Raw genomic sequence first — 24,373 nt, 5'->3', positions numbered from 1 at the left:
GAATGTGTCGCTTCGGCGGGGTGGGCGGTTGCGGCGACCGCCTGGAGGCCCGGTGCCGGTCCGGCGGGCCGGCACCGGGCCTCCCGGCTGGTCGCGACGCACGTTCCTTCCCATCGCACCCGGACTGAGAAGCCGGATCGGGCGTACCTGGTGGAAAGTTCCGACCAGGTATGCCCGTCTCGGCCTGGTACGCCCGTTTCGGCACGGCACCCGGGCACACGGGAACGGGGCCCGTGCCGCCCGGCACGGACCCGCTTCGCGAACGGTGACTAGCGAGCCGTGGCCAACGAGTCGTTCGTCCCCGCTGCGACGCTCACGGGTGCACCCGCGACCGGCGTGGGCCGCCCCAGGGAACGGACGGTCCACCCCGCTTTGACCCAGTCGGAGACCGGGAGGCAGTTGCGCGCGTCGATCACGACGCGGCGACCGACGAGGTCACCGAGGGCGACCGGGTCGGCGGTGATGATCTCGTCCCACTCGGTGAGCACCAGGACGACGTCGGCGCCCTCGATCGCGTCCGTCATCGACGCGGCGTAGCTCAGCGTCGGGAACGAGCGCTTCGCCGGCTCCATCGCCTCAGGGTCCCAGAGGGTGACCTGTGCGCCGCGCAGGTGGAGCGCAGCGGCCACGTTGAGCGCCGGGGAGTCCCGCACGTCGTCGGTCAGGGGCTTGAACGCAGCGCCGATGACGGCCACGCGACGGTTCAGTACCGATCCCCGGCCGAGTCGATCGCCATGTCGATGACCCGCTGACGCTGGCCCATGTTGATCTCGTCGACCTGCTGCATGAGGCCGACGACCTGGCCCGCCCCGATCTCGTTCGCGCGGTACATGAGCGCTCGGATGTCCTTCGGCAGGCACCCGCCGCCGAACCCGAGGCCGGCGTTCAGGAACTTCCGGCCGATGCGGGCGTCGTGCCCGAGGGCATCGGCGAGCGTCGACACGTCGGCGCCCGTGATCGCGCACATCTCCGAGATCGCGTTGATGAACGAGATCTTCGTGGCGAGGAACGCGTTGGCGCTCACCTTGACGAGCTCGGCCGTCGCGAGGTCGGTGGTGATGACCGGGGTGCCCTCGCTGATGGGTGCGGCGTAGACCTCGCGGATGACGGCGTCGGCAGCCGCGGACGCGCCGCCCCAGACCAGGCGGTCCGGGTGCAGGGTGTCGTCGACGGCCTTGCCCTCGCGGAGGAACTCCGGGTTCCAGATGAGCTCGGCGTCGATCCCCGAGGGCGTGAACTCGCGGACGATGCCGCGGAGCCGTGCAGCGGTGCCGACCGGGACCGTCGATTTGCCGACGATGAGTCCCGGGTGGGTGAGGTTCTCGGCGACGCCGCGGGTGGCGCTCTCGACGTACGCCAGGTTCGCGGCGTGCGAGCCGGCCTTCTGCGGGGTGCCGACGCAGACGAAGTGAACGTCGGCTGCGGCGACGGCCGAGGCGATGTCGGCGGTGAACCGGAGCTTGCCGCTCGCGACGTGCTTCGTGATGAGCTCCGGCAGGCCGGGTTCGAAGAACGGCACCTCGCCGGCGGACAACGCGGCGAGCTTCGCCGGGTCGACGTCCACGCCGATGGTCTCGAAGCCCATCTCGGCCATGGCGGCCGCGTGGGTGGCACCGAGGTAGCCGGTGCCGATGACGCTGATGACGGGTGCGGGGCGGGTGTCGGCCTGGTCGGGCGACTTCTTGGACGCGGTCATGGCGTGACCTCCTGCAGGTCGTAGTCGATGTCGTTGCGCTTGATGCCCTCGGCGAAGGCCGCCAGGGAGTCGGCTCGCGAGTTGAGTCGCCAGTCGTTGGTGGAGCGGACGCCGTCCACGACCGTGGTCGCGGTCTCGCTGAAGTACGAGAACCCGATGATGTCGGCGTTGGCGGGGTCGGCCAGGGCGTCGAAGAGCGAGGTGATCCACTTCGACTTCTGGCCGCCCGAGACGGTGGTGCCGCTCTCGGTGGCGCCGATCTCACTGAGCAGGATCTTCTTGCCCGGTGCGACCTGACGCAGCTGCTGGACGGTGGCGGCGAAGGTGTTCGCGAACGTCGGGTCCTCGGAGGCCGTGCGGTAGTACCCGCTCATGCCGACCCAGTCGACGTAGTCGGCACCCGGGTAGTAGTTCTGCATGTAGTCGAGCGTCTGGTACTTCGCGTTGCCGAGCTTGTCGATGCGGCTCGGCGCCCAGTTCCAGATGACGTAGTCGTTCGCGCCGTTCGCCTGGAAGACGTCGTGCACGTGCTGCCACATCTTCACGTACGACTGCTTCGCGTTCTGCTGGGCGTCGCCCTCGGACCAGTTGTACCAAGAACCGTTCATCTCGTGGTCGAGACGGATGACCATCGGCTGCCCGTTGGCCTTCAGCGCCTTGGCGTACTTCGTCAGGTACGCGTCGAAGTCACCGTCGGTGATGTCCTGGTTCGTGTAGCCGGCGACGTACTTCTGGTCGTTGCCGGTCTGCGCGGGCGCGGTCTCCCAGGTCATGAGCGGCACGCGGCCGTTCGCCCACGAGCGCTGGATCGCACTCGCGTTGAACTCCTGGTCGAAGCCCTGGAAGAACCCGGTCATGTTCGACGCGGTGCCGACCTGCCGGGAGACCTCGTCGTACTCGGCCCAGTTGAACGGGGACTGCGCCGTGTAGAGGCCGTACCAGCGCGACTGCTGCCCGAGGATCTCGGCCTTGGTCGGCACGGCGACGGGCGTGGTGCCCGGGTCGGTCGACGGACCGGGGTTGGGGTTGGTCACCCCACCGTTGCCGCCACCCGAACCACCGGCCGAGCCGCTGCCCGACCCGGCGCCCGACCCGTTGTCGGACGCGACCGAGCCGGACCCGGAACCGGAGCCCGAGGTGCCGGCCCCGTTCGCACCGGAACCCGACGCGCTGACGGAGGACGAGCCTCCCGAGTTCTTCGCCGCACCGAGCTGGGACTGGAGCGACGCGATCTGCGCCTTGAGCTCCGTGATCTGGTCGCCACGCGACCCGGCCTGGGCCGTGCGGGAGTCGAGCTTGCCCTCGAGCGCCCAGATGCGGTCCTGGGCGGCGTCGAGCTGCGTCTGCAGTTCGGCGGCCGACACCTTCTTGGCCTTCGGGGCGGTGACCCCGAGGGCCTGGTGGACGGCGGTGGAGACGGGGCCGGCCGGGGAGACCCAGACCGACCAGGTGATGAGGGCGAGGGCGAGGACGATGGCGGTCGTGCCGACGGCCGTCCAGCGGGCGTGCTTGCTCGACTGCGCCCACCACGTACTGGAGGAGCGGATGATGTCAGACAATGAGGAAGGCCTCCAGGACGAAGATCGCGATGCCGATGCAGTACGGGATCGCGGCGTACGGGTTGTACCGGCGGGCCTTCACGGGGGCGGTCCGTGGGGCTGCGGGCTGCGCTGCTGCTGCAGCAGCGGCCTCGCGCCGGGTCGCGAGCACGGTCGTGGTGGAGTTGGTGGTGGCGTCGGCCCCGAAGAGCTCGTCGAACGCGCGGTCCACGGCCACCTGGTCGCTCCCGAGGGGCACGCGGCCGTCGACGGCCCGCGCACGATCTGCGGCGTCGATCGGGCTCACCGGGGTCTGGGTGCCGAAGGACGACGGCTGCGCCGCGTCGGACGGGTCCTCCTGCATCGGACCGCCGGCGTAGGCGCCCGCACGGGTCCCCCAGCCGGACGCGTGCGCCAGGCGGAAGAAGCCGATGAGCCGGATCGGCATGAGGAAGAACGTCGACACGATGATGAACATCGGCAGGCGGAAGAAGTCACTCGGCTTCTCGGCCAGGTGGCGCATCTGCCGGATGGCCATGCTGAGCACCGACGAGACGACCATCAGCGCGGCGACGTAGACGAAGCCCGTCGAGAATCCGTACTGCGACAGGATGCCCTGGTACAGGTTCTCGCCCTGCCCGGTGAAGGCCCGGTAGATCCAGCCGGCGATCACGCCGAAGAGCATGAACGGCAGGATGATGTCGGTGATGAAGAACGCCGCGAGCACCGGGGCGTGACCGAGCATCCACGGCAGCATGCGCAGCGTGTTGTACTGCGAACCGCGGGCCCAGCGGAGCTGCTGCTTGAACAGCTTCTTCACCTGCAGCGGGGCGTCCGTGTAGACCAGCGAGGTGTACTGGTAGACGGTCCGGTACCCCTCCTTGAGCGTGAGGTTCGTGAGCGTGCGGTCGTCGGAGACCTCGAGGAACACGCCCATGAACTTCTCGTGCATGAACTTGTCCATGACGCGCATCAGGATGCTCCGCCGGAAGGCGATCGTGCGCCCGGGCAGGCAGCCGATCTGCCCGAGGACGCTCTGCGCGGGCATCGAGTAGAGCGCTCGCGAGTTCTCGAGCCAGTCGGCCCAGCGGGTGATCCAGCTGCGCTCGGGTTCGAGGATGCGCTGCCGAGTCGTGACACCGCCGACGGACTCGTCGGCGAACGGCTTGAGGAGCTCCTCGAGCGCGCCGGGGGTCCAGACGGTGTCCGAGTCGACGAGCACCGTGATGTCACCGTTGGACATCTCGGTGCCCACCTTGACGGCGTTGCGCTTGCCCGGGATGGGCGTGTGCGTCCAGCGGACGAGCGGGGCGAACTCGTCGCAGACGGCTTCGAGCGCCTCGTTGCGGGCGCCGTTGATGACGACGATGATCTCGCCGGGTCGCTGCTCGACCATGCGACCGATGACGTCGCGGAACAGGTCGAGCGGTTCGTCCACGACGGGGACGACGACGCTGGTGGTACCGACGAAGGTGCCGGTGAACGGGCGGTAGCGGGCGGAGATGACGACCTTGACCAACCAGAGCAACCAGATCACCGCGGAGTACACGGCGAACAGGTAGAACTCGGGGTGGCCTTCGACCATCTGCCTGATCTGCAGAATGAAGGTGAACACTGATCCCTGCTTCAACGTTCGAGGTGGAGATTCCGCGACGTTGGGGAATCAGGGTCGGTTCGGGTGACCCCATTGACGCAGAAACCTGAACCCCGGCGCAACGCGACCCCCGTCCGGGGGCGTTACGGGCGCGTTACGGGGTACACACTTGTCCCCATCTCCACCGGGACCGGAGGTCCCCCTCGTGCTGACAGCACTCCTGCGGACCACCTGCCCGACATCGGCCGCCGGTACACACGTGGACCGGGGCCGGGAGGCGCGGGTCGGCTCGGACGGAAACCCCCGGTCAGCAGGTGGTCGCGTGGCGTGTCGGGGGGCACCGGAAATGAGCGCCTGGAGGTCCGGTGGGAGTTCGGTCACGACGTGGTAACAGTACCGGCGCGGTCCGAACAGGGGTACGGCCGGCGTCGCAACGGGGGACACTGCGCGACACGGAGATTTAACCTCCGACGACTGCTCGGTTCCGTGCCGTGCGCGCGACCTCGGGCGTGTCGCCGCTGGGTCAGGCGCCGTAGAACTCGCGCTCGAAGACCTGTCGTGCGCGTCGGGTGACGCCGAGGTAGTCCTCTTCGAGCCTCGCTCGCCGAGCCGGGCGGGTACTCCATCAGCCGCGCGACACCCTCGAGCTGGACGCGGTCGACGGGCAGGACGTCGGTCGTCTTCCCCGACCAGAGCACCAGCGCACTGCGCGTCCGCGAGGCGAAGCGCCAGGCCGCGCCGAGCCGCTCGCCGTCGTCGGCGCTGACGAACCCGGCGGCCACGGCACCGTCGAGTGCCTCGAGCGTCGAGGTCGTGCGGAGCGCGGGGAACTCGAGCGCGTGCTGGAGCTGCAGGAGCTGGACGAACCACTCGACGTCGCTGAGCGATCCGCGCCCGAGCTTCAGGTGACGAGCCGGATCGGCCCCGCGTGGCAGCCGCTCGGACTCGACGCGGGCCTTGATGCGTCGGACCTCGCGCACCTCGTTCTCGTCGATGCGCTCCGGGTAGCGCGTGCGGTCGGCCAGGTGCTCGAAGTCCCGGAGCAGCTGGGCGTCGCCGACGGCGCCACGGGCACGGAGCAGCGCCTGCGCCTCCCACGTCAGCGACCACCGGGCGTAGTAGGCGCCGTAGGACTCCAGCGTGCGCGCAACCGGGCCGTTCTTGCCCTCGGGGCGCAGGTCGATGTCGAGGTCGAGCGGGTGGACGGTGTCCTCGGTGAGCCGGTTCAGCTCGCGCACGACGGTCTGTGCCGTGCGGGAGGCCACCTCGGTCGCCAGGTCCGGCGCACGGTACACGTAGAGGACGTCGGCGTCGGAACCGAAGCCGAGTTCCCGTCCGCCGTAGCGTCCCATCGCGATGATCCCGAACTCGAAGTCCGCGGGGGCGTCGCGTCGGGCGAGCGCGAGCGCCCCGGCGAGCGTCGCCTCGGTCACGTCGCTGAGTGCAGCGCCCAGGGCGTCCACGTCGAGGTGGCCGAGCACCGCCGCCATGCCGAGACGGAGGGTCTCGCGGCGGCGCGCCGAGCGCAGCAGGCTGGCCGCACCGTCGACGTCGTTGCCGTGCCGCGCCGTGGTCGCGGTCATCTCGGCGAGCAACGAGTCCATCGGGCGGGCACGCAGGAGCGACTCGGGCTCGTCGAGCCAGGCGACGGCCTCGGGGAACCGCTCGAGCAGACCGGACAGGAACGCCGACTCCGACAGCACGGTGGTCAGCGAGTGCGCAGCCCCGGACGAGTCGCGGAGCATCCGGAGGAACCAGCTGGACTCCCCAGGGTGTCGCTGAGCCGTCGGAACGCCAGCAGGGCCCGGTCGGGCGCCGGCCCCTCGGCCATCCACCGCAGGAGCACCGGCAGCAGGTTCCGCTGGATCGCCGCACGTCGGCTCGTGCCCTGAGTGAGCGCCCGGATGTGCCGCAGCGCACCGGGCGGGTCGACGAACCCGACGCCAGCGAGCCGGTCGACGACCTGGTCGTCGGTCAGCACGATCTCGCCCTCGGTCGTGGCGACGGCGGACAGCAGCGGACGGTAGAACAGCCGCTCGTGCAGGCCCCGGACCTCGAGCTTGACCGCACGCCACCGGGTCTCGAGGGCTGCGGCCGAGGTGGCCAGACCGCTCGACCGGGCGAGGACGCGGAGCTCGTCTTCATCGGTCGGCATCAGGTGCGTCCGCTGCAGTCGGCGGAGCTGGATGCGGTGCTCGAGGACTCGGAGCAGCGCGTAGTCCGGACCGAAGTGGGCGGCCTCGGCGCGTCCGACGTACCCGGCGGCGGTCAGGGCGTCCATCGCCTCGAGGGTGGAGCGGACGCGCACGGACTCGTCGTCACGACCGTGCACGAGCTGCAGGAGCTGCACCGTGAACTCGACGTCGCGCAGGCCGCCCGGACCGAGCTTGAGCTGCCGGTCGACCTCGCCGTCGGGGATGTGGTCGGTGACGCGCTCGCGCATCCGCTGCACCGACTCGACGAACCCGGGGCGCGCCGACGAGCTCCACACGAACGGCGCGACGGCCTCGGCGTAGCGTGCACCGAGGTCGGCCGAACCGGCGATCGGCCGTGCCTTGAGGAGCGCCTGGAACTCCCACGACTTCGCCCAGCGCTCGTAGTACGCGACGTGCGAGTCGAGCGTGCGGACGAGGGCGCCGTCCTTGCCCTCCGGTCGCAGGTTCGCGTCGACCTCCCACAGACCGGGTTCGGCAGCCAGGTCGGTGATCGCGTGGGTCGCGGCGATCGCGATCCGCGTCGAGATGAGGACGGCACGGTCGGTGCCGATGTCGTCGGTGGACTCGGTGACGAAGATGACGTCGACGTCGCTGACGTAGTTGAGCTCGCGTGCGCCGGCCTTGCCCATCGCGATCACCGCGAGCGGGGTGGCGGCGACGTCGGCGGCCGGGAACGGCACCTCGCGCCGGGCGACGTCGACCGCGGCGTCGAGCGCTGCCCCGGCGAGGTCGGCCAGTCCCGCAGCGACGGCCGGGAACGCCTCGGTCGGCGACGAGTGCAGCACGTCGTACAGGGCGATCTGCGCGAGGTGCCGGCGGTACCGCACCCGCAGGCACATCCGTGCGTCCTCGCCGGTGGCACCGTCGATCGCCTCGAGCAGCGACGCCGTGTACCGCTCCTGCGACCACGGCGCGACGACGGGCTCGAGCAGCAGTGCGAGCTCGGCAGGCCGACGGTGCAGGAACTCACCCAGACCGACCGAGGCGCCGAGCAGGCGGATCAGCCGCTCCGTCGCCGCCTCGTCCGCCAGGACGGGGCGGAGCTCGTCCGGAGCACGGTCCAACAGCCGTTCCAGCAGCCGCAGCGCGCCGTCGGGATCCGCGGTGATGCCCCAGAGCGCCGGGGTCCCGCTGACCGGAAGCGGCACGACGGAGCCGAACCGCGCCTCCAGGTCGGCGATCCGCTCCAGGCTCTCCGACAGCTCGGCGAAGCCCAGGCGGGCCAACTCGGAACGCGACGACGTCGTCCGACCGGTCATCTGGTGCGCTCGCTCAGAGGGCGCCGAGGTTGGTGTCGAGCTCGAACGGCGTGACCTGGTCGCGGTAGCGCTTCCACTCCTGCCGCTTGTTGAGGAGCACGAAGTTGAACACGTGCTCGCCGAGCGTCTCGGCGACGAGCTCGGAGTCCTCCATCAGGCTGAGGGCGTGGTCGAGGCTCGACGGCAGCTGGCTGTAGCCGAGGGCACGACGCTCGGCGTCGGTCAGACTCCAGACGTCGTGCTCGGCCTCGGCCGGCAGCTCGTACTCTTCCTCGATGCCCTTCAGCCCCGCAGCGAGCAGCAGCGAGTACGCCAGGTACGGGTTCGCCGCCGAGTCGATGCCGCGGTACTCGATGCGCGACGACTGGCCCTTGTTGGGCTTGTACAGCGGCACGCGCACGAGCGCCGAGCGGTTGTTGTGGCCCCACGTCACGAAGGACGGGGCCTCGTCGCCACCCCAGAGGCGCTTGTACGAGTTCACGAACTGGTTCGTGACCGCGGTGATCTCGGGTGCGTGCTTGAGCACACCGGCGATGAAGTGCTTGGCGGTGCGGGACAGCTGGTACTCGCCGCCCGCCTCGTAGAACGCGTTCTGGTCGCCCTCGAAGAGCGAGACGTGCGTGTGCATGCCCGAACCCGGCTGACCGGAGATCGGCTTCGGCATGAAGGTCGCGTAGACGCCCTGCTCGATCGCGACCTCCTTCACGACCGTGCGGAAGGTCATGATGTTGTCCGCCATCGTCAGTGCGTCGGCGTAGCGGAGGTCGATCTCGTTCTGGCCCGGGCCGGCCTCGTGGTGGCTGAACTCCACCGAGATGCCGAGGTCCTCGAGCATCCGGACGGAGCGCCGACGGAAGTCGTGCGCGCTGCCGCCGGGGACGTTGTCGAAGTAGCCGGCCTGGTCGACGGGCTGCGGCCCGCCGTCCTTCCACTCGCGGCTCTTGAGCAGGTAGAACTCGATCTCGGGGTGCGTGTAGAACGTGAACCCACGCTCGCTCGCCCGGGCCAGCGTGCGCTTCAGCACGTTGCGCGGGTCGGCGACGGCGGGCTGGCCGTCCGGCGTCGTGATGTCGCAGAACATCCGCGCGGTCGGGTCGACCTCGCCGCGCCACGGCAGGATCTGGAACGTCGAGGGGTCCGGGTGCGCGAGCACGTCGGCCTCGTACGAGCGGGAGAGGCCTTCGATCGCGGAGCCGTCGAACCCGATGCCCTCGGCGAAGGCACCCTCGACCTCGGCCGGGGCGATCGCCACCGACTTCAGCGTCCCGATGACGTCCGTGAACCAGAGTCGGATGAACTTGATGCCGCGCTCCTCGATGGTGCGGAGCACGAAGTCCGTCTGCTTGTCCATGCACGACCTTTCCGTGTATCGGGTGGCCGCGGGCGGGCCTCGTCCCAGGCTAGTGGTCCGGCGGCGTGCGCGGGGCCGTGCGACGCGTCAGTGGTCCGTCACCGTGCCGTCGCAGGTCCGTCACTGGTCGTCGGCGTCCCACTTCTCGTTGTTCGCCGCGATGCGGTCGAGCGCGTGCTGCGCTTCCTCGCGCGTGTCGAACGGGCCGATGCGGTCACGCTGCGGGGACTGCGGTCCCTGCTCGACCTGGCCGGTCTGGTCGTTGAACCACCACTGGGACTCGATGCGTTCGTCGCTCATGTCGCCCACCGTACCCAGGTGACGGCCTGGAGGCCCGGTGCCGGTCCGCCGGACCGGCACCGGGCCTCCAGGCGGTCACGCCCACCCCGTCGGGCCGCACCGTGGGGCGGTTGCGCTCGGCGCGTCGCGCCGCGGCTAGAGTGGTCGGCATGCCCCGGGACGAACACGGACACCTGACCGCCGGCCGCATCTCCCCGCTCCGGCCCGTCCCGAAGGACATCGAGCGCCCGGAGTACGTCGGCAAGGTCGAACCGCACGAGCACGGCCTCGGTGACACGTACTCCCCGACGAGGTCGAGCGCATCCGCACCGCCGGCCGCATCGCGTCCCAGGCCATCGACGCCGTCGGCGCGGCGATCCGTCCCGGCGTGACCACCGACGAACTCGACCGCATCGGCCACGACTTCGTCGTCGCACACGGCGCCTACCCGTCGACGCTCGGGTACCGCGGCTACCCGAAGTCCCTGTGCTCGAGCCTCAACGAGGTCATCTGCCACGGCATCCCCGACGACACCGTCCTGCAGGAGGGCGACCTCGTCAACATCGACATCACCGCCTACAAGGACGGGATGCACGGCGACACGAACCGCACCTTCATCGTCGGGCAGGCGTCGCAGGAGGTCGAGGACCTCGTGACCCGCACGCGACTCGCCCTCGAGCGCGGCATCAAGGCCGTCGCACCGGGCCGGCAGGTGAACGTCATCGGCCGCGCCATCGAGGCGTACGCGAAGCGCTTCGGCTACGGCGTGGTCCGCGACTACACCGGCCACGGCGTGGGTCGTGCCTTCCACTCCGGCCTGATCATCCCGCACTACGACGCGCCGCAGTACGACGACGTCATCGAGCAGGGCATGGTGTTCACCATCGAGCCCATGCTGACCCTCGGCGGGATCGAGGCCGACATCTGGTCCGACGACTGGACGGTCTCGACGCGCGACAAGTCGTGGACCGCCCAGTTCGAGCACACCCTCGTCGTCACCGAACGCGGCGCGGAGCTCCTCACCGTCTCCTGACCGGACACCCCTTCCTGACCGGGCACTCCGGCAGGCAACCGAAAGGCACGACAACCTCATGACCTCCCTCGCAGTCGGCGTCGACATCGGTGGTACGGGCATCAAGGGCGCGATCGTCGACGTCGCGTCCGGTGAACTGACCACGGACCGCATCAAGAAGGCCACCCCGGAGGGCGGGAAGCCCCACGACATCACCGCCGTCGTCGCGTCGATCCTCGAGGAGCTCGCCCCGCGGCCGACGTCCCCGTCGGCGTGTGCTTCCCCGCGATCGTGCGGGACGGCAAGACCATGTCGGCTGCGAACGTCTCGAAGAAGTGGATCGGCTTCGAGGCCGAGGCGCTGTTCGAGAAGGAGCTCGGCCGCGCCATCCACTTCGTCAACGACGCCGACGCCGCCGGGTTCGCCGAGCAGCAGTTCGGCGCCGCGAAAGGCAAGGACGGCCTGGTGATCGTCACGACGCTCGGCACCGGGATCGGCAGCGCGCTCATCAACGACGGTGTGCTCATCGTGAACTCGGAGCTCGGGCACCTGGAGATCGACGGGCACGACGCCGAGTCGCGCGCGTCCTTCGCGGCCAAGGAGCGCGACGACCTGTCGTGGAAGCACTGGGCGAAGCGCCTGCAGACCTACTACTCGACGCTCGAGGCCCTGCTCTCCCCCGAGCTCTTCGTCGTCGGCGGCGGCGTGTCGAAGCAGTACGAGGAGTTCCTGCCGCTGCTCGACCTGCAGGCGGAGATCATCCCTGCGACGCTGCGCAACAACGCCGGCATCATCGGCGCCGCGACCCTGGCTGCCCGCAGCGCCTGACCGGGCGGCCGGTCGGATCGTCGGGCCCGCACCGTGCGGTGTGAGCGTGGTTCGACGCGCCCGGCCGCTGGCACCGAGGTTCCACGACTCGCCGACTGCGGTGCGCCGAGGTTCCACGGAGACCCCTCGTGCGCGCCGACATGCCGAGATCCCGGAACCTCGGGACCGGGGACCGGGGACCGAGGGCCGGGGACCGAGGGCCGAGGGCCGGGCACGGGCACGGGCGTGGGGCCGGTAGACTCGGACCTGCGAATGGGTCGGTGAGACGGTCGCGTCACTCCCCGGGAGTGCCGAGGAACGTCCGGGCTCCACAGAGCAGGGCGGTGGGTAACACCCACCCGGAGCAATCCGCGAGACAGTGCCACAGAAAGCAGACCGCCGGCGGCAACGTCGGTAAGGGTGAAACGGTGGTGTAAGAGACCACCAGGGGTCCGGGTGACCGGATCCGCTCGGTAAACCTCGCCCGGAGCAAGGTCAGACAGAGGACGCTGAGGCTGCTCGCCGAGTCCTCGGGTAGACCGCTGGAGGCCGACGGCAACGTCGGTCCGAGAGAGATGGCCGTCACCGCCGTGCAAGCGGCGGGACAGAACCCGGCGTACGGCCGGCCCATTCGCCCCACTTCCACGAGACCCGTGCTCGACGCACGGTGCGGCGCTCGCGATCCCGTGCGAGGTTGCACGCTCGGTGCAGCGCCACAACGCCGCACCGAGCGTGCAAGCTCGCACCAGGCGACGGACCCCGCACCGTGCGCCCCCGCACCGTGCACCACAGACGGGAGGCGCGGTGCCAGCTGGCTCCGCGCCTGCCGTCGGCAGCGTGCGATCGCCTACAGCCCCGACTCGGCCGTCCGCACCAGGATCGCGTCGCTGTCCGGGCACAGCACGACGTCGTCCGGCGCGGCCCGGCGGATGTCCTGCAGGTCCGAGTTGTTCAGCGCCACGCCCGACGCCATCGACACCCCGCCCTGCAGCAGCGACGCACCGAAGCCGTAGCGGGCACGCTGCCGGTCGTAGAGCGCGAGCAGCTCGGCCGGCACCTTCGCGGCGACGTCGGCCCGGGCCTGCTCGGCAGAGGAGCGGTCGGACGACAACCGCGCGATCTCGGCGTCACGCTCGGCGACCAGGCTGGAGCGGGCGGCTTCGACGTCGGCGAGCTGGGCCTCGATGTCGCCGACCCGGGCGCGGAGGCCGTCGAGGTTCTCCATGACCTCGAGCTCGGCGGTCTCGAGGCCACCGATGCGGCGCTGCAGCGACTCGAGCTCGTTCTGCAGCCCGGTCGCGTCCTTCGAGTTCGACACGTTCTGCAGCATCGTGGTGTCGCGCTCGACCCGGGCCTGCGCCGTGGCGGTGTCGGACTCGAGGCGGGCGAGTTCGCGTTCGGCGTCCTCGACCAGGCCGGTGGCGGTGACGAGTTCGCTGCGCAGCCCGGCGGCCTTGGTGCCGAGTCCGGTGAGCTGGTCGCCCTTCTGCAGCGACGTGATGCGGTGCGCGATGCGGGTGACGTCGTTGTCGAGTCGTTGGACGTCGAGGAGGATGACCTGGTCCTCGGGTGCTGCCTTCATGGTCAGACTCCTTCAGTGGGGGTGGTGGGTTCGGCCGCCGGCAGGACCGCGAAGTCCCACGGGTCGGTGCGGAGGTCGCTCACAGTGACCTGGACGCCCGCGGCCTGGCGCAGTTGCGCGGCCGCGACGTCGAGCCAGAGCCACTCGGTGGCCCAGTGTGAGGTGTCGATGAGGGCGGGACCGCCGCCGAGCAGTGCCTGCTCGCGGAACTCGGACGCCGGGTGGTGGCGGAGGTCGCTCGTGATGTACACGTCGGCAGCGACGACGGCGGGGTGGCCGAGCAGGGAGTCCCCCGCGCCGGCGCACAGCGCCACGGTGCGGACGGGCTGGTCGAAGTCGCCGGACACCCGGACCCCGGTCGCGGTGGGCGGCAGCAGGTCGACGAGCTTCCGTGCCAGGGCGCCGAGGGTCGTGCCCTCGGCGAGGACGCCGACGCGGCCGATGCCCGTCGCGGGGTCGGTGCCGGCGTCGAGCGGTCGCTGGTCGGTCAGTCCGATCCGGTCGGCGAGCACGGCCGAGGTGCCGGTGGTGACGACGTCGGCGTTGGTGTGGGCCGCGATCAGGGCGCTGCCACCGCGCACGAGGGTCGCGAGGACGCTGCCCTTGTAGGTCGACTCGGCGATCGTCGTGACGCCGCGCAGCAACAGCGGGTGGTGCGTGAGGAGGAGCCCGGCACCGAGCTCGACCGCTTCACGCGCGGTCGCGGGGACGGCGTCGACGGCCAGGTGGACGTGCTCGACGGTGGCGTCCGGGTCCCCGGCGACCAGTCCGACGGCGTCCCACGACTCGGCTCCTGCGGCGGGCCACAGGTCTTCGATCACGGCCTGGAGTTCGCGGAGCGTCGGCATCCCGTCAGTCTACCGAGGCGACCGCGTCGGCACCGGCAGCCGGTCCGCGCGGGGTGATCCGGGCCTCCCGGTCAGCGGCGACCGAGCGCACGGAGCAGGCCGGCGACGAGTCGCGACCACCAGCCGGGCCGCGCCGGCTCGTCGGTGTCGGTGTCGACGCTCGCCGGTGCGGCCGTCTCGCCGACGGGCACGGCGATCGCGTCCGGCAGCACGACAGGCGTGCTCGCGGTCGTGCCCTGGTGGGCGGTGAGGGCGGCCGCGAACGCGGCACGGTCGATGACCGTCGGCCCGGTGGCGGGCTGGACGAGCGGGGTGGGTCGCGTGTTCGCGGACACCGGCGACACGGCCGGGAGGCCCAGCACCGGTCGCACGGGCTCGTCGCGTTCCGGGGCGACCAGCGCCACGGCCGGGGTCGCCGTGACGACGTCGGCCCCAGGTGCGGCGGCTGCCGCCGGTGCCGGGCGGACCACGGCCACCGCGGGAGCGGGGGCGACGCCGGTCACGACGGCGACCGGGGCGGTCGCGGCACGGCGGGCGGCTGCGCGGTCGCGTCGGTCGGACTCGGCGGCGGCGTCCTCGAGCAGGTCCGCGAAGACGGTCTGGGCGAAGGCGCGGGCCGCGGTGACCTCGGGGTCGTCCGCGCCGTCGACGGTTGCCTCCCAGGCGGCGAGGCGGGCGAGGTCCTCGTCGCGGCGACGGACCTCGTCCTCGAGCAGGACGATCCGCTCGATGGTGCTGCGACCGGTGGACGACGAGACCTCGATCGCGAGGTCCTCGATGCGCAGGGCGAGGCGCTCCGGCGGTTCGGGGAACGAGGGGGCGCAGACGGCGGCGTGCCGGGCGCGGTCGCGGCGGAACGCGGGTGCTGCGGGCGTCTCGGTGCTGGTTGCGGGCGTCTCGCTGGCTGCGGGCGTCTCGGTGCTGACGTCCGGCTTCTGGACGGCGGTGGCGTCGATCGCGGCGCCGGGGCGCTGCACCGGGCCGGTGACGGGCGGGACCACGAGGTCTGCCACGTACGGCGTGCGCGTCGCCGGGGCGTCGCGGAGCCACTCCTCGACCTCGCGACCGAACGGGTCGACGAGGGGGTACGTGCACCGGACTGGGTCTCCATGCCCGAAGGATAAATATCGCGCGCACCGGAAGTCGGGACATCCGCGGTGTGTCGCAGCAATCCCTGCCATATCGCCCCGAACGTGAACGGCGTGTCGCCCGCCGCTCCGGGGCGCGGGTCAGAGCCTCTGCTCGAACGCGTCCAGGAGCTCCCGACCGGCGGGCCATGCACCGACGCCGCTGGCGACGTTGACGTGGCCGAGCGGGCCGACCCGCAGCACCGCGGCACCCATCGTCTCCGCGAACGCCAGGGCACGGTCGGCGGTGCAGTACGGGTCGTCGTCGCTCACCACCAGGCGGGTCGGAACCCGGGCCGCAGCGGTGCCGGCCGGGATCGTACGGGGCGCGCCGAACCCGGAGGCGGCGGCGGGGAAACCCGGTGCCGCGGGGTCCGGCGGCGCGACGAGGAAGGCGCCGGCGACGATGGGGCTCTGGGCGCCCACGGTGCCTCCGGCGGAAGCGGCTGCGGCTGCGGCTGCGGCTGCGGCTGCGGCGAGCCAATCGGCGACGGCGAGCACGCCCAGGCTGTGCGCCACGAGCACCGGCGGCTCGGCGCACGACGCGACCGCGCGGGAGATGGCGTCTCGCCAGTCCCCCGGTTCCGGCTCGCCCCAGGACGCCGGTGCGATGCGGACGGCGTCATCGCCGCGATCGCGCTGCCAGACGGACTGCCAGTGCTCCGCGTCGGAGTTCCAGATCCCGGGCACGATCACCCACGGTCGAGGTCTGCTCACCCGGGCAGCGTAGCGAACTCCGGACGGACCTAGCGCTGCAGGGTGTCGCGCGGGTACTCGGAGAAGCGCGCCGCGTACGCCGCCGAGAAGCGGCCGAGGTGTGCGAAGCCCCACCGCATCGCCACGCTCGCCACGGTCAGGTCGACCGCCGACGCACGGCGGAGCTCCTCGCGCACCCGGTCGAGACGGATCCCGCGGAGCATCGCGTTCGGGGCGGTGCCGACCTGCCGCTGGAACGCCTGCTGCAGGCCGCGGACGCTCAACCCGACGTGCTCGGCGACGTCGGTGGTCGAGATCGGCGTGTGCGCGAAGGCGTGCATGTACTCGACGGCCTCGCGGACGCGGCCGGTGGCGCCCTGCGGCAGGGGGACGTCCGGGGCCAGCAGCTTGTGCGGGAACGTGCGGAGCAAGGACTGGGCGGTGTCCCGGGCGACCTCGGCCAGGGCGAGCGAACTGACCGACGCCCGACCGAGCACGATCGCCGCGGCACGCTGGACCTGCGCGTTCCAGCCCCGCAGCTCGGCCGTGCGTGGCGTCGCCGTGTGGTCGAACACGAGCGGCCCCGGCTGCGCACCGTGGACCTCGGCCGCGACGCGCTCCAGGGCGGTCCGGTCGAACTGCACCAGGCTCTGTCGGACGTCCTGCAGGTCGAAGGCGAAGGGTCGGCCGGTCGGGAACATCATCGGGGCGGCGGGCGAGAACGCGACCTCTTGCCGTCCGATGTCGACGCGCCCGCCGCCGTCCGTGGTCCACATGACGACGTACTCGTCGCGGACGTCCAGCTCACCCTGCATCCGCGCGTCGAACCGGGTCGACCGGAACGACATCACGTCGTCACCGACGACGCGGAATCGGTACGCGAACGGTCGCTCCGTGCGGGTCGCGGTGAAGCCCACACTGGCGTAGGCGTCCTCGTACATGTGCACGGCAGCGTCGAGATCGGCCCCCGACGTCTCGAAGCTGATCCTGGGATCCGGTTCGGCTGTCATCGCGCGAATAGTCGCACGGCGGCCAGGAAGCCCGGGAATCCCCAGCGGCACCTTGCGGTTTGTGGCCCGCGGAGTGCGCGAGACGGACGAACCGACCGTCCGCGAGGCCGTGACGATCAGTGTCGGGTGCGCTGCACCGTCCACCGGTTCTCGTCGGCGATCCGCTCGTACCGCAGGTCGTCCACGACCATCCGGACGAGAGCGAGTCCGCGACCGCTCTCGGCGAGGTCATCGGGCAACTCGGCCGACTCGGTGTCCACGGTGGCGGCGACACCGTCGTCGGAGAGCAGCGCGGAGAACCGGTCAGCGCCGATCTCGAGGCGCAGGCGGCAGGAGACGCCCTCCGGGCGTGTCCCGTGCTCGATCACGTTCGAGGTCAGCTCCACGATCGCGAGTTCGAGGGCCATCCGGTCCTCGACGGAGACCGAGGGTTCGTGCTGCCAGACCCCCGCGAGGAACTCGTGCACGGCGGACACGTCGTCCGGCGGGCAGGACAGCGCGAGCGTGTGCTCTGCGGCCGAGGCGGTCATCACCAGTCGGTGACCGCAGCGTCCCCGTCGGGGTACGTGCGGAGGATCTTGTCGATGTTGGAGAGCTGCAGGACCATCTGCACCTGCTCGGACGGCGCTGCGATGCGGAGGTCGCCGCCCGCCTGCCGCGCGGTCTTCAGGCTGCCGACCAGCGCGCCGAGCCCGGACGAGTCCATGAACTCGACGCCGGAGAGCTCGACCACGACGCGGGCACGTCCGTTGTCGACGACCTGCGCGACCGCCTCGCGGAACGCCGGGGCGGACACCATGTTGAGGCGCCCGCTGCACTCGAGTACCGCGGTGTCGGGCTGCGCTTCGTGTACGACGATGTCCATGCCGGGTGGTCTCCTCTGATCGGTGCGCCTTGCAACCAGCAACCTACCGGCTCCGCCGCGTCAGGTCCCGCTGCGGTCCCGACGCGTCGCGGTGACCTGCACCACGACGGCTGCAGCCATGAGTGCCGCCATGACCCCGCCCATCGCCAGTGCGGTCCCGCCGAGCGCGCCGGCGAGCGGTGTCCCGAGGCCGCCGATGCCGAACGTCAGGCCGCCCTGCAGGGCCGCCGCCGTCCCCGGGTGCGCCGCCCCGACGTGCTGCGTCCGGGTCATCGCCGCGGGCAGGACGAAGCCCCACGCGCCCGTGACGACCGCGAGCGCGCACCAGACCGGCACCGGACCGAGGCCGAGCAGCGCCGAGACGAGGACCGCCGCCGCGCCCGCGGTGCCGACGAGCAGTCCGACGGTGAGCAGGGAGTCCTCGGAGAACCGTCCGACGACCCGGCCGAACACCAGCGTGGTGACGATCATCATCGAGGCGTTCGTGGCGAAGACCAGTGTGTACATGCCCTCGGAGAAGCCGAACTGGGTCTGGAACACGAACGAGCCTCGTCGCGATGTACGCGAAGAACCCGACGGTGGAGAGCACCCCGCTCAGGACGTAGGCACGGAACCGCGGGATCGCCAGCAGTTCGCGGATGCGTCGACCGTTCGCGGCGAAGCCCACGCCCCCGCGTCGCTCCTGCGGCAGGGTCTCGCGGAACCGCAGCACCACCATCGCGAAGAACAGCGCGCCGAGTACCGCGAGCACGACGAACATGATCCGCCACGTGCCGAACGCCAGCACGGCGCCTCCGGCCAGCGGTGCCACGACGGGGCCGATCGCGTTGATCGCGGCGAGCGTGCCGAAGACCTTCGCCATCCGGGTCCCGCTCGCCACGTCCGACACCATCGCCCGGCCGGCGACCGCTCCGGCCGCTCCGCCGAGTCCCTGGGCGATGCGGGCGAGGACGAGCGTGACGACGTCCGGCGCGAGGGCGCACCCGACCGAGGCGAGCGCGAAGACCGCGGTTCCGACGACGAGCATCGGTCGCCGACCGACCCCGTCGCTGACGGGTCCGACGAGCAACTGCCCGACCGCGAAGGCGACGAGGAACGCCGTGAGCGACAGCTGCACGGCACCGGGGGTCGTGCCGAGGTCGTGGGCGATCTGCGGCAGCGCCGGGATGTACATGTCCGTCGCGAACGGCGACACCCCGACGATGAGGGCCAGCGGCACGATCGGCGGCAGGGTGGTCGTGGTCGGCTTCCGGGTGCGCTCCGTCGTCACGACCGACACGCTACGCGCACCCGAATCGATTCGACGGGGGAACCGAGGCGGTCCTCACACCCCGCTCACGTCCGCCAGATGGTCGGGAACTGTCGCGCGGCGACCGCGCGGCCGACACTTCGTGACCTGTCGGGGGCGCGGCTCGGGACGTGCGCGGAGACGGACGGGAGGCCCGGTGCCAGCTGGCACCGGGCCTCCCGTCCCCCACGGCGAGCGGTCACGGCACGCCGCTCACGTCCGTCGAGTGGTCGCGACCGGTCACGCGACGACGACGGAGCCGACCGTTCGTGACCACTCGGCGGGCGGGGCCGGGCCGGGCCGGGCGGGGCCAGCGTCAGCCGGTGTTCTGCAGGCCGGCGGCGATCCCGTTCACGGTGAGCAGGAGCAGCCGGTGGTCGGCGTCGGTCGGGTCGGTGCTGCCCGTCGTCCGGATGGACCGGAGCGCGCGGAGCTGCAGGTGCGACAGGGCGTCGACGTAGGGGCTGCGCAGGCGCACGGCCCGGGCCAGGACCGGACGGTCCTCGAGCACGTCGCTGCCACCCGAGATCCGCAGCACCCAGTCACGGGTCCGCGTCATCTCGTCGAGCACCTTGGCGGCGAGGTCGTCGCGGTCGGCGAGCTCGAGGTACCGGCGGGCGATGTGCTCGTCGGTCTTCGCGAGCGACATCTCGACGTTCTTGATCATCGCGCCGAACAACGGCCACTCGGCGAACGCGGCACGCAGGACGTCGACGTCACCGACGGCCTCGAGGGCGGAGCCGAGCCCGTACCAGCCGGCCAGGTTGATCCGCGCCTGGGTCCACGAGAACACCCACGGGATCGCCCGGAGGTCCTCGAGCGACTCGACCGACAGCCCGCGGCGGGCCGGGCGGGAGCCGAGCGGGAGCAGCCCGATCTCCTCCATCGGGGTGACCCGTGCGAACCACGGAGCGAACCCGTCCGCCTTGACCAGCTCGTAGAACGCGACGCGCGAGACGTCGTCCAGCTGCTGCGCGAGGTCGGCGAACCGGGTGGCCGCAGCGGCCGTGCGCGCCTCGTTCGACGGCGACGACGCGAACAGGGTGGCCGAGGCCATCTGCTCGAGGTGACGGGCCGCGATGTCCTGGTCGCCGTACTGCGCGAAGATGACCTCGCCCTGCTCGGTGAGCTTCAGGCGACCGTCGATCGATCCCGGCGGCTGCGCGAGGACGGCCTCGTTGGCCGGGCCGCCGCCGCGGCCGAGCGAACCACCGCGGCCGTGGAACAGGGTGAGCTCGACCTCGTTGTCCCGCGCCCAGTCGGCGATGCGGGCCTGGGCGTCGTAGAGCGCCAGGTTCGCGGAGACCGGACCGACGTCCTTCGACGAGTCCGAGTAGCCGAGCATGACCTCGAGCCGACGGCCGGTCGCGGCCAGTCGACGCTGGAACGTCTCGGTGCGGACGGCCTCGTCGAGGATGTCGACGCTGGCGTGCAGGTCGGCGAAGGTCTCGAACAGCGGGATGACGTCGAGCACCGGCGCGGCCTCGGGCGAGCCGAGTGCTGCGACGGCGAGCTCGTGCACGTTCGCCAGGTCCGCCGCCGACTGCGTGAAGGACACGATGTACCGGCTGGCGGCACGGACCCCGTAACGGTCCTGCAGTTCGGCGATGGTCCGGAAGACCGCCAGGACCTCTTCGGTGGTCTCGCTGAGCGCGCCACCGGCCCGGATCTCCGCCAGGGCCGTGCGGTGCACCTGCGAGTGCTGCCGGACCTCGAGCTCGGCCAGGTGGAACCCGAAGGTCTCGACCTGCCAGATGAGGTTCTGCAGCTCGCCGTTCGCCGGACGGATCGCGCCGGCGGCGACGAGCGACGCCTGGATCGTCCGGAGGTCGGCGAGCAGGGCGTCCGGGCCGTCGTACGCGAGCGGCGTCGTGCCCTGGCGGGTGGCGTCGATGCGCGCGGCGGTGAAGAGGAGCGCACGGCGGTGGGTCTCGTTCGGGGCGCGGACGCCGATGCGCTCGGCGATGCCCGGGTCGAGCGACTCCTGCGCGGCCACGAGCGCGGTGAGTCCGGCGTCGGCCGGGGTGTCGCTCGCGTCGAGGGTCAGGGCGCTGCCGATGCGGGTGGTGGCACGGGTGAGCCCGATCAGGATGTGCTCGGCGGCGATCTCCGCAGCCTGACGCGTGATGTCGGCGGTCACGTGCGGGTTGCCGTCGCGGTCACCACCGATCCAGGTGCCGAACCGCACGAACGCGGGCGCCGTCACCGGTGCACGTCCGGCGTCGTCGCCCTGCAGCCGGTCGTCGAGCAGGTGGTAGACCTGCGGGACGATCTCGAACAGCGTCTGGTCGAAGACGCTCATGGCGGTGCGGACCTCGTCGAGCGGGGTCGGGCGGGTCGTGCGGAGCGGCGAGGTGCGCAGGAGCGTCGTGATCTCCTCGAGCAGCCGTCGCTCGTTCTCGGCACGCGCCGTGGCGTTCTTCGAGCGGTCGCGCTCGTCGATGAGGTCCGTGATGCGCCGCACGCCCGTGGTCACGGCACGACGGCGGGCCTCGGTCGGGTGTGCGGTCAGCACCGGGTGGAACCGCAGCGTCCGGAGTCGCTCGGCCGCCTCGGCCTCGCCGACCTCGGCCACGAGTTCTGCGTAGGTCGCCGGGAACGAGTCGCCGGCCAGGCCGCCGTCGTCGCCGCGCTGCCGGAGCACCCGCACGCGGTGGTGCTCCTCGGCCAGGTTCGTGAGGTGGAAGTACGTCGTGAAGGCCTGCGCCACCGCTTCGGCGCGCTCGGCCGACATCGCGGACACGAGGGTCTGCGCGCGGGCAGCACCCTCGGCGTGGTCGCCCTCGTAGGCGTCGATCACGGCCGCACGCAGCGACTCCACGTCACGCAGCAGCTCGTCGCCACCGTTCTCGCGCAGCACCCGGCCGAGCAGGTTGCCGAGGTAGCGCACGTCGGCGCGCAGGTCACTGTCGACCGCGCCGCTGACGTCGTCCCGAGCGCGCTCATGGCGCGCCGATCCGTCGATCGCCGTCATGGGGTCCTTTCGGGGTCGTCCGGGAACACCGTCCCGGCTCCGAGCAGCGTATCGGCCCGCGGCCACCCGTGACGTCGACCGTCCGGACGGATCAGCGGGCAGGGCGCGCGGGGCGCGAGCGCGCACGGAGGACGCCGGGATCGCGACGCGTGGCGGGAGCACCCCTGCAGTTGCGACGCGGTCCGCGATCCCGGCGGGTCTGTGGTCGGCGCGGATCGGCTCGGTTCAGCTCGGTTCAGCTCGGTTCGGCGAGCTGGGCCTGCGCGGCGGAGTGGACCTCGACGATCTGCACCCGCGCCGAACGGCGGTCGGTCAGCGGCGACGTCCAGGGCACGATGACCTGTTCCTCGTCGCCGTCGTCGAGCCGGGCGAGCCAGACGCCGGCGATCGCGTCGATCTCGGTCATCGTCGCGGCCACGGCGGTCGCGGCCCCGTTCGCGCGGACGATCGTCAGGTTGTCGGCCGTGTGGTCGGCGTTCATGTGCCGGAGGACCGCGCGGCGCGCCTCGTCGTCGAACGGCTCGGTCACGCGGTCACCGCCACGTCGCCGACCCCGTCGGTGACCGGACGACGCCGGGCATCGAGCCCCTCGAGCAGGCCGTTGTTGAGCGAGTACGCCAGTTCGACCTCGGCGATGACCCGCTCCTGCTCCTCGGCCGTCCACGGCGCCGCGTCGAGCTGCGCGCGGTAGGTGTCCTTGAAGGCACTCGGGTCCGCGACCTGGTCGAAGATGTAGAACAGGACGCCGTTCGTGTCGAAGCCGAACTGGTCGGAGAGCATCCGACCGATCATCTGCCCGCCGGACAGGTCGCCGAGGTAGCGCGTGTAGTGGTGCGCGACGAAGCCGCCCGGCCACTCGGCCGCGACCTCGTTGAGCCGTCGCACGTACGCCGTCGTGGCGGGGAGCGGGCAGACCAGCTCGGACCAGTCCGGGCCGATCAGGTACTCGAGGTCGGCACGGATCGCCGGCATCCGGGTGAGCTGCGAGGTGACGAACGGCGCCGCCACCGGGTGGTCCGCCATCCGTTCGGCCGCACGTTCGAGGGCGTCGTAGACGAACGAGTACTGTCCGAGCAACGCCGCGTAGTCGGCGACGTCGCACCTCCCGCCGAGCAGGTCGTGCATGAAGCCGTTCCCGGCCGAGGAACCGTGCGAGCGACGCGTGCGCTTGCGCAGCAGCTCGGAGAACGGGATGACGGTCGTGTCCATGAGGTAAGGCTAACCTTAGTTCGACAAACGTCAAGCAGGAGAGAGGACGCTCGTACCGATGAGCTCCAAGCCCAGACGCCCCCAGCACGTCTTCGTCGTCGACCGCACCGAGCGACTGTCGCCCCACATGGTGCGCGTCCACCTCGGCGGACCGGCCTTCGACGACTTCGTGGGCACCGCCGACCCGGACAAGCTGGCCGCCACCGACAAGTACGTCAAGCTCCTGCTCGCCAAGCCGTCGCTCGGCCTCGAACCCCCGTACGACCTCGAGGAACTGCGCGAGACGCTGCCGAAGCAGGACCGGCCGGCCCGCCGCACGTACACGGTGCGGGCCGTCGACCACACCGCGAAGACGATCGCCGTCGACTTCGTCGTGCACGGCGACGACGGCCTCGCCGGGCCCTGGGCCGCAGCCGCGCAGCCCGGCGACAAGCTCGCCCTGTCCGGTCCCGGCGGTGGTTACGCGCCCGCCGACGACCCGGACGTCACGCACGTCCTGCTCGGCGACGACAGCGCCCTGCCGGCCATCGGTGCCGCGCTGGAGTCCATGTCCGACACCGCCACGGGCGTCGCCCTGGTCGAGGTCGCCGGGCCGGCCGACGAGCAGGAGATCGCGCACCCGGCGGGGTCGACCTGCGGTGGCTGCACCGCGACGCCACCGGCGCCCAGCCGGGCACGCTCCTGCTGGACGCGGCCCGGGCGCTGCCCCGTGCCTCCCGGCCGGTCCAGGTGTTCGCACACGGCGAGCGGACCGCGATGAAGGCGATCCGTCGGCTGCTGCAGGACGACTGGGGGCTCGAGAAGCGCGAGATGTCACTGTCGGCCTACTGGGCGCTCGGCCGCGGTGAGGACCAGTTCCAGGAGGAGAAGCGGGAGCCGGTCGGCGTGATCTTCACCGACTGACGGGTCTCGGCCTGCACGGTTCTTCCCAGAGCGGTTGCGATGGGAAGCGGAAACGGGCGTACCTGGTCGTTCCAACCGACCAGGTACGCCCGTTTCCGGCAGGTACGCACAGGCCCGGT

15 protein-coding genes, 1 other RNA gene and 6 pseudogenes are annotated in these 24,373 nt (G+C 71.5%); 4 read left to right on the top strand and 18 right to left on the bottom strand.

Annotation, left to right across the window (positions count from 1 at the left end):
- Positions 1-269: 269 nt before the first annotated feature.
- From JN350_RS11740 to JN350_RS11715, 6 genes and pseudogenes are all read right to left on the bottom strand, one after another.
- Positions 270-1,696: pseudogene (locus JN350_RS11740) on the bottom strand (UDP-glucose dehydrogenase family protein).
- A complete protein-coding gene (locus tag JN350_RS11735; protein WP_205462325.1) occupies positions 1,693-3,255 on the bottom strand; it encodes a glycoside hydrolase family 26 protein in 1,563 nt (520 codons plus the stop codon). Before JN350_RS11735 ends, JN350_RS11740 begins: the two are co-directional and overlap by 4 nt.
- On the bottom strand, positions 3,248-4,849 hold the full coding sequence (locus tag JN350_RS11730) for a glycosyltransferase family 2 protein (RefSeq protein WP_205462324.1): 1,602 nt from the start codon (positions 4,847-4,849) through the stop codon (positions 3,248-3,250). Before JN350_RS11730 ends, JN350_RS11735 begins: the two co-directional genes overlap by 8 nt.
- Before the next feature lie 502 nt (positions 4,850-5,351).
- Positions 5,352-8,303, bottom strand: a pseudogene (locus JN350_RS11725) (bifunctional [glutamine synthetase] adenylyltransferase/[glutamine synthetase]-adenylyl-L-tyrosine phosphorylase).
- 13 nt (positions 8,304-8,316) lie between these two features.
- Positions 8,317-9,654 carry a type I glutamate--ammonia ligase gene (gene glnA, locus JN350_RS11720; RefSeq protein ID WP_111087010.1) on the bottom strand — a complete coding sequence of 446 codons (1,338 nt, stop codon included), beginning with the start codon at positions 9,652-9,654 and terminating at the stop codon, positions 8,317-8,319.
- Between the two features lie 120 nt (positions 9,655-9,774).
- Positions 9,775-9,954 (bottom strand): SPOR domain-containing protein, encoded by a 180-nt coding sequence (locus JN350_RS11715; RefSeq protein WP_205462323.1) that lies wholly within the window; start codon positions 9,952-9,954, stop codon positions 9,775-9,777.
- Positions 9,955-10,103: 149 nt separating this feature from the next.
- Between JN350_RS11715 and map the strand changes: the two are divergent.
- The 3 genes and pseudogenes from map (at position 10,104) to rnpB (ending at position 12,386) form a co-directional block, all read left to right on the top strand.
- Positions 10,104-10,966, top strand: a pseudogene (gene map / locus JN350_RS11710) (type I methionyl aminopeptidase).
- Positions 10,967-11,024: 58 nt separating this feature from the next.
- Positions 11,025-11,773, top strand: a pseudogene (ppgK, locus tag JN350_RS11705) (polyphosphate--glucose phosphotransferase).
- Positions 11,774-12,026: 253 nt separating this feature from the next.
- An RNA gene (gene rnpB / locus JN350_RS11700) (RNase P RNA component class A) lies at positions 12,027-12,386 on the top strand.
- Positions 12,387-12,599: 213 nt separating this feature from the next.
- Here the strand turns inward: rnpB and JN350_RS11695 are convergent.
- From JN350_RS11695 to JN350_RS11645, 12 genes and pseudogenes are all read right to left on the bottom strand, one after another.
- A complete protein-coding gene (locus JN350_RS11695) occupies positions 12,600-13,334 on the bottom strand; it encodes a zinc ribbon domain-containing protein (RefSeq protein WP_205462322.1) in 735 nt (244 codons plus the stop codon).
- Positions 13,335-13,336: 2 nt separating this feature from the next.
- On the bottom strand, positions 13,337-14,182 hold the full coding sequence (locus JN350_RS11690) for a Nif3-like dinuclear metal center hexameric protein (RefSeq protein WP_205462321.1): 846 nt from the start codon (positions 14,180-14,182) through the stop codon (positions 13,337-13,339).
- A 71-nt stretch (positions 14,183-14,253) separates the two neighbouring features.
- Entirely contained in the window at positions 14,254-15,195 is a 942-nt protein-coding gene (locus tag JN350_RS11685) for a hypothetical protein (protein WP_205462320.1), read from the bottom strand.
- A 216-nt stretch (positions 15,196-15,411) separates the two neighbouring features.
- Entirely contained in the window at positions 15,412-16,026 is a 615-nt protein-coding gene (locus tag JN350_RS11680; RefSeq protein WP_205462319.1) for an RBBP9/YdeN family alpha/beta hydrolase, read from the bottom strand.
- A gap of 29 nt (positions 16,027-16,055) precedes the next feature.
- Positions 16,056-17,015 (bottom strand): AraC family transcriptional regulator, encoded by a 960-nt coding sequence (locus JN350_RS11675; protein WP_205462318.1) that lies wholly within the window; start codon positions 17,013-17,015, stop codon positions 16,056-16,058.
- A gap of 116 nt (positions 17,016-17,131) precedes the next feature.
- The gene (locus tag JN350_RS11670; protein ID WP_205462317.1) at positions 17,132-17,545 is read right to left on the bottom strand and encodes an ATP-binding protein; all 414 of its coding nucleotides are present in this window, start codon (positions 17,543-17,545) and stop codon (positions 17,132-17,134) included.
- Positions 17,545-17,880 carry an STAS domain-containing protein gene (locus tag JN350_RS11665; protein ID WP_111085615.1) on the bottom strand — a complete coding sequence of 112 codons (336 nt, stop codon included), beginning with the start codon at positions 17,878-17,880 and terminating at the stop codon, positions 17,545-17,547. The genes JN350_RS11670 and JN350_RS11665 overlap by 1 nt, the downstream gene beginning before the upstream one ends.
- 60 nt (positions 17,881-17,940) lie before the next feature.
- The gene (locus JN350_RS19480; protein ID WP_240347286.1) at positions 17,941-18,420 is read right to left on the bottom strand and encodes an MFS transporter; all 480 of its coding nucleotides are present in this window, start codon (positions 18,418-18,420) and stop codon (positions 17,941-17,943) included.
- Between the two features lie 79 nt (positions 18,421-18,499).
- Positions 18,500-19,054: pseudogene (locus tag JN350_RS20910) on the bottom strand (MFS transporter); the annotation flags it as partial.
- A 430-nt stretch (positions 19,055-19,484) separates the two neighbouring features.
- Positions 19,485-22,142: a phosphoenolpyruvate carboxylase gene (locus JN350_RS11655; RefSeq protein ID WP_205462315.1), complete on the bottom strand. Its 2,658-nt coding sequence runs from the start codon at positions 22,140-22,142 to the stop codon at positions 19,485-19,487.
- A gap of 235 nt (positions 22,143-22,377) precedes the next feature.
- Complete coding sequence (locus tag JN350_RS11650; RefSeq protein WP_240347285.1) at positions 22,378-22,671, bottom strand: DUF2470 domain-containing protein; 294 nt, start codon at positions 22,669-22,671, stop codon at positions 22,378-22,380.
- Positions 22,668-23,351 (bottom strand): biliverdin-producing heme oxygenase, encoded by a 684-nt coding sequence (locus JN350_RS11645; RefSeq protein WP_205462314.1) that lies wholly within the window; start codon positions 23,349-23,351, stop codon positions 22,668-22,670. Before JN350_RS11645 ends, JN350_RS11650 begins: the two co-directional genes overlap by 4 nt.
- Before the next feature lie 58 nt (positions 23,352-23,409).
- Here JN350_RS11645 and JN350_RS11640 point away from each other — a divergent pair.
- Positions 23,410-24,254 (top strand): annotated as a pseudogene (locus JN350_RS11640) (siderophore-interacting protein).
- The last annotated feature ends 119 nt before the right edge of the window (positions 24,255-24,373 follow it).

This window comes from Curtobacterium sp. 24E2 (assembly GCF_016925595.1).
Lineage (GTDB): Bacteria > Actinomycetota > Actinomycetes > Actinomycetales > Microbacteriaceae > Curtobacterium.
This window is presented reverse-complemented; position numbering and strand designations above follow the sequence as displayed.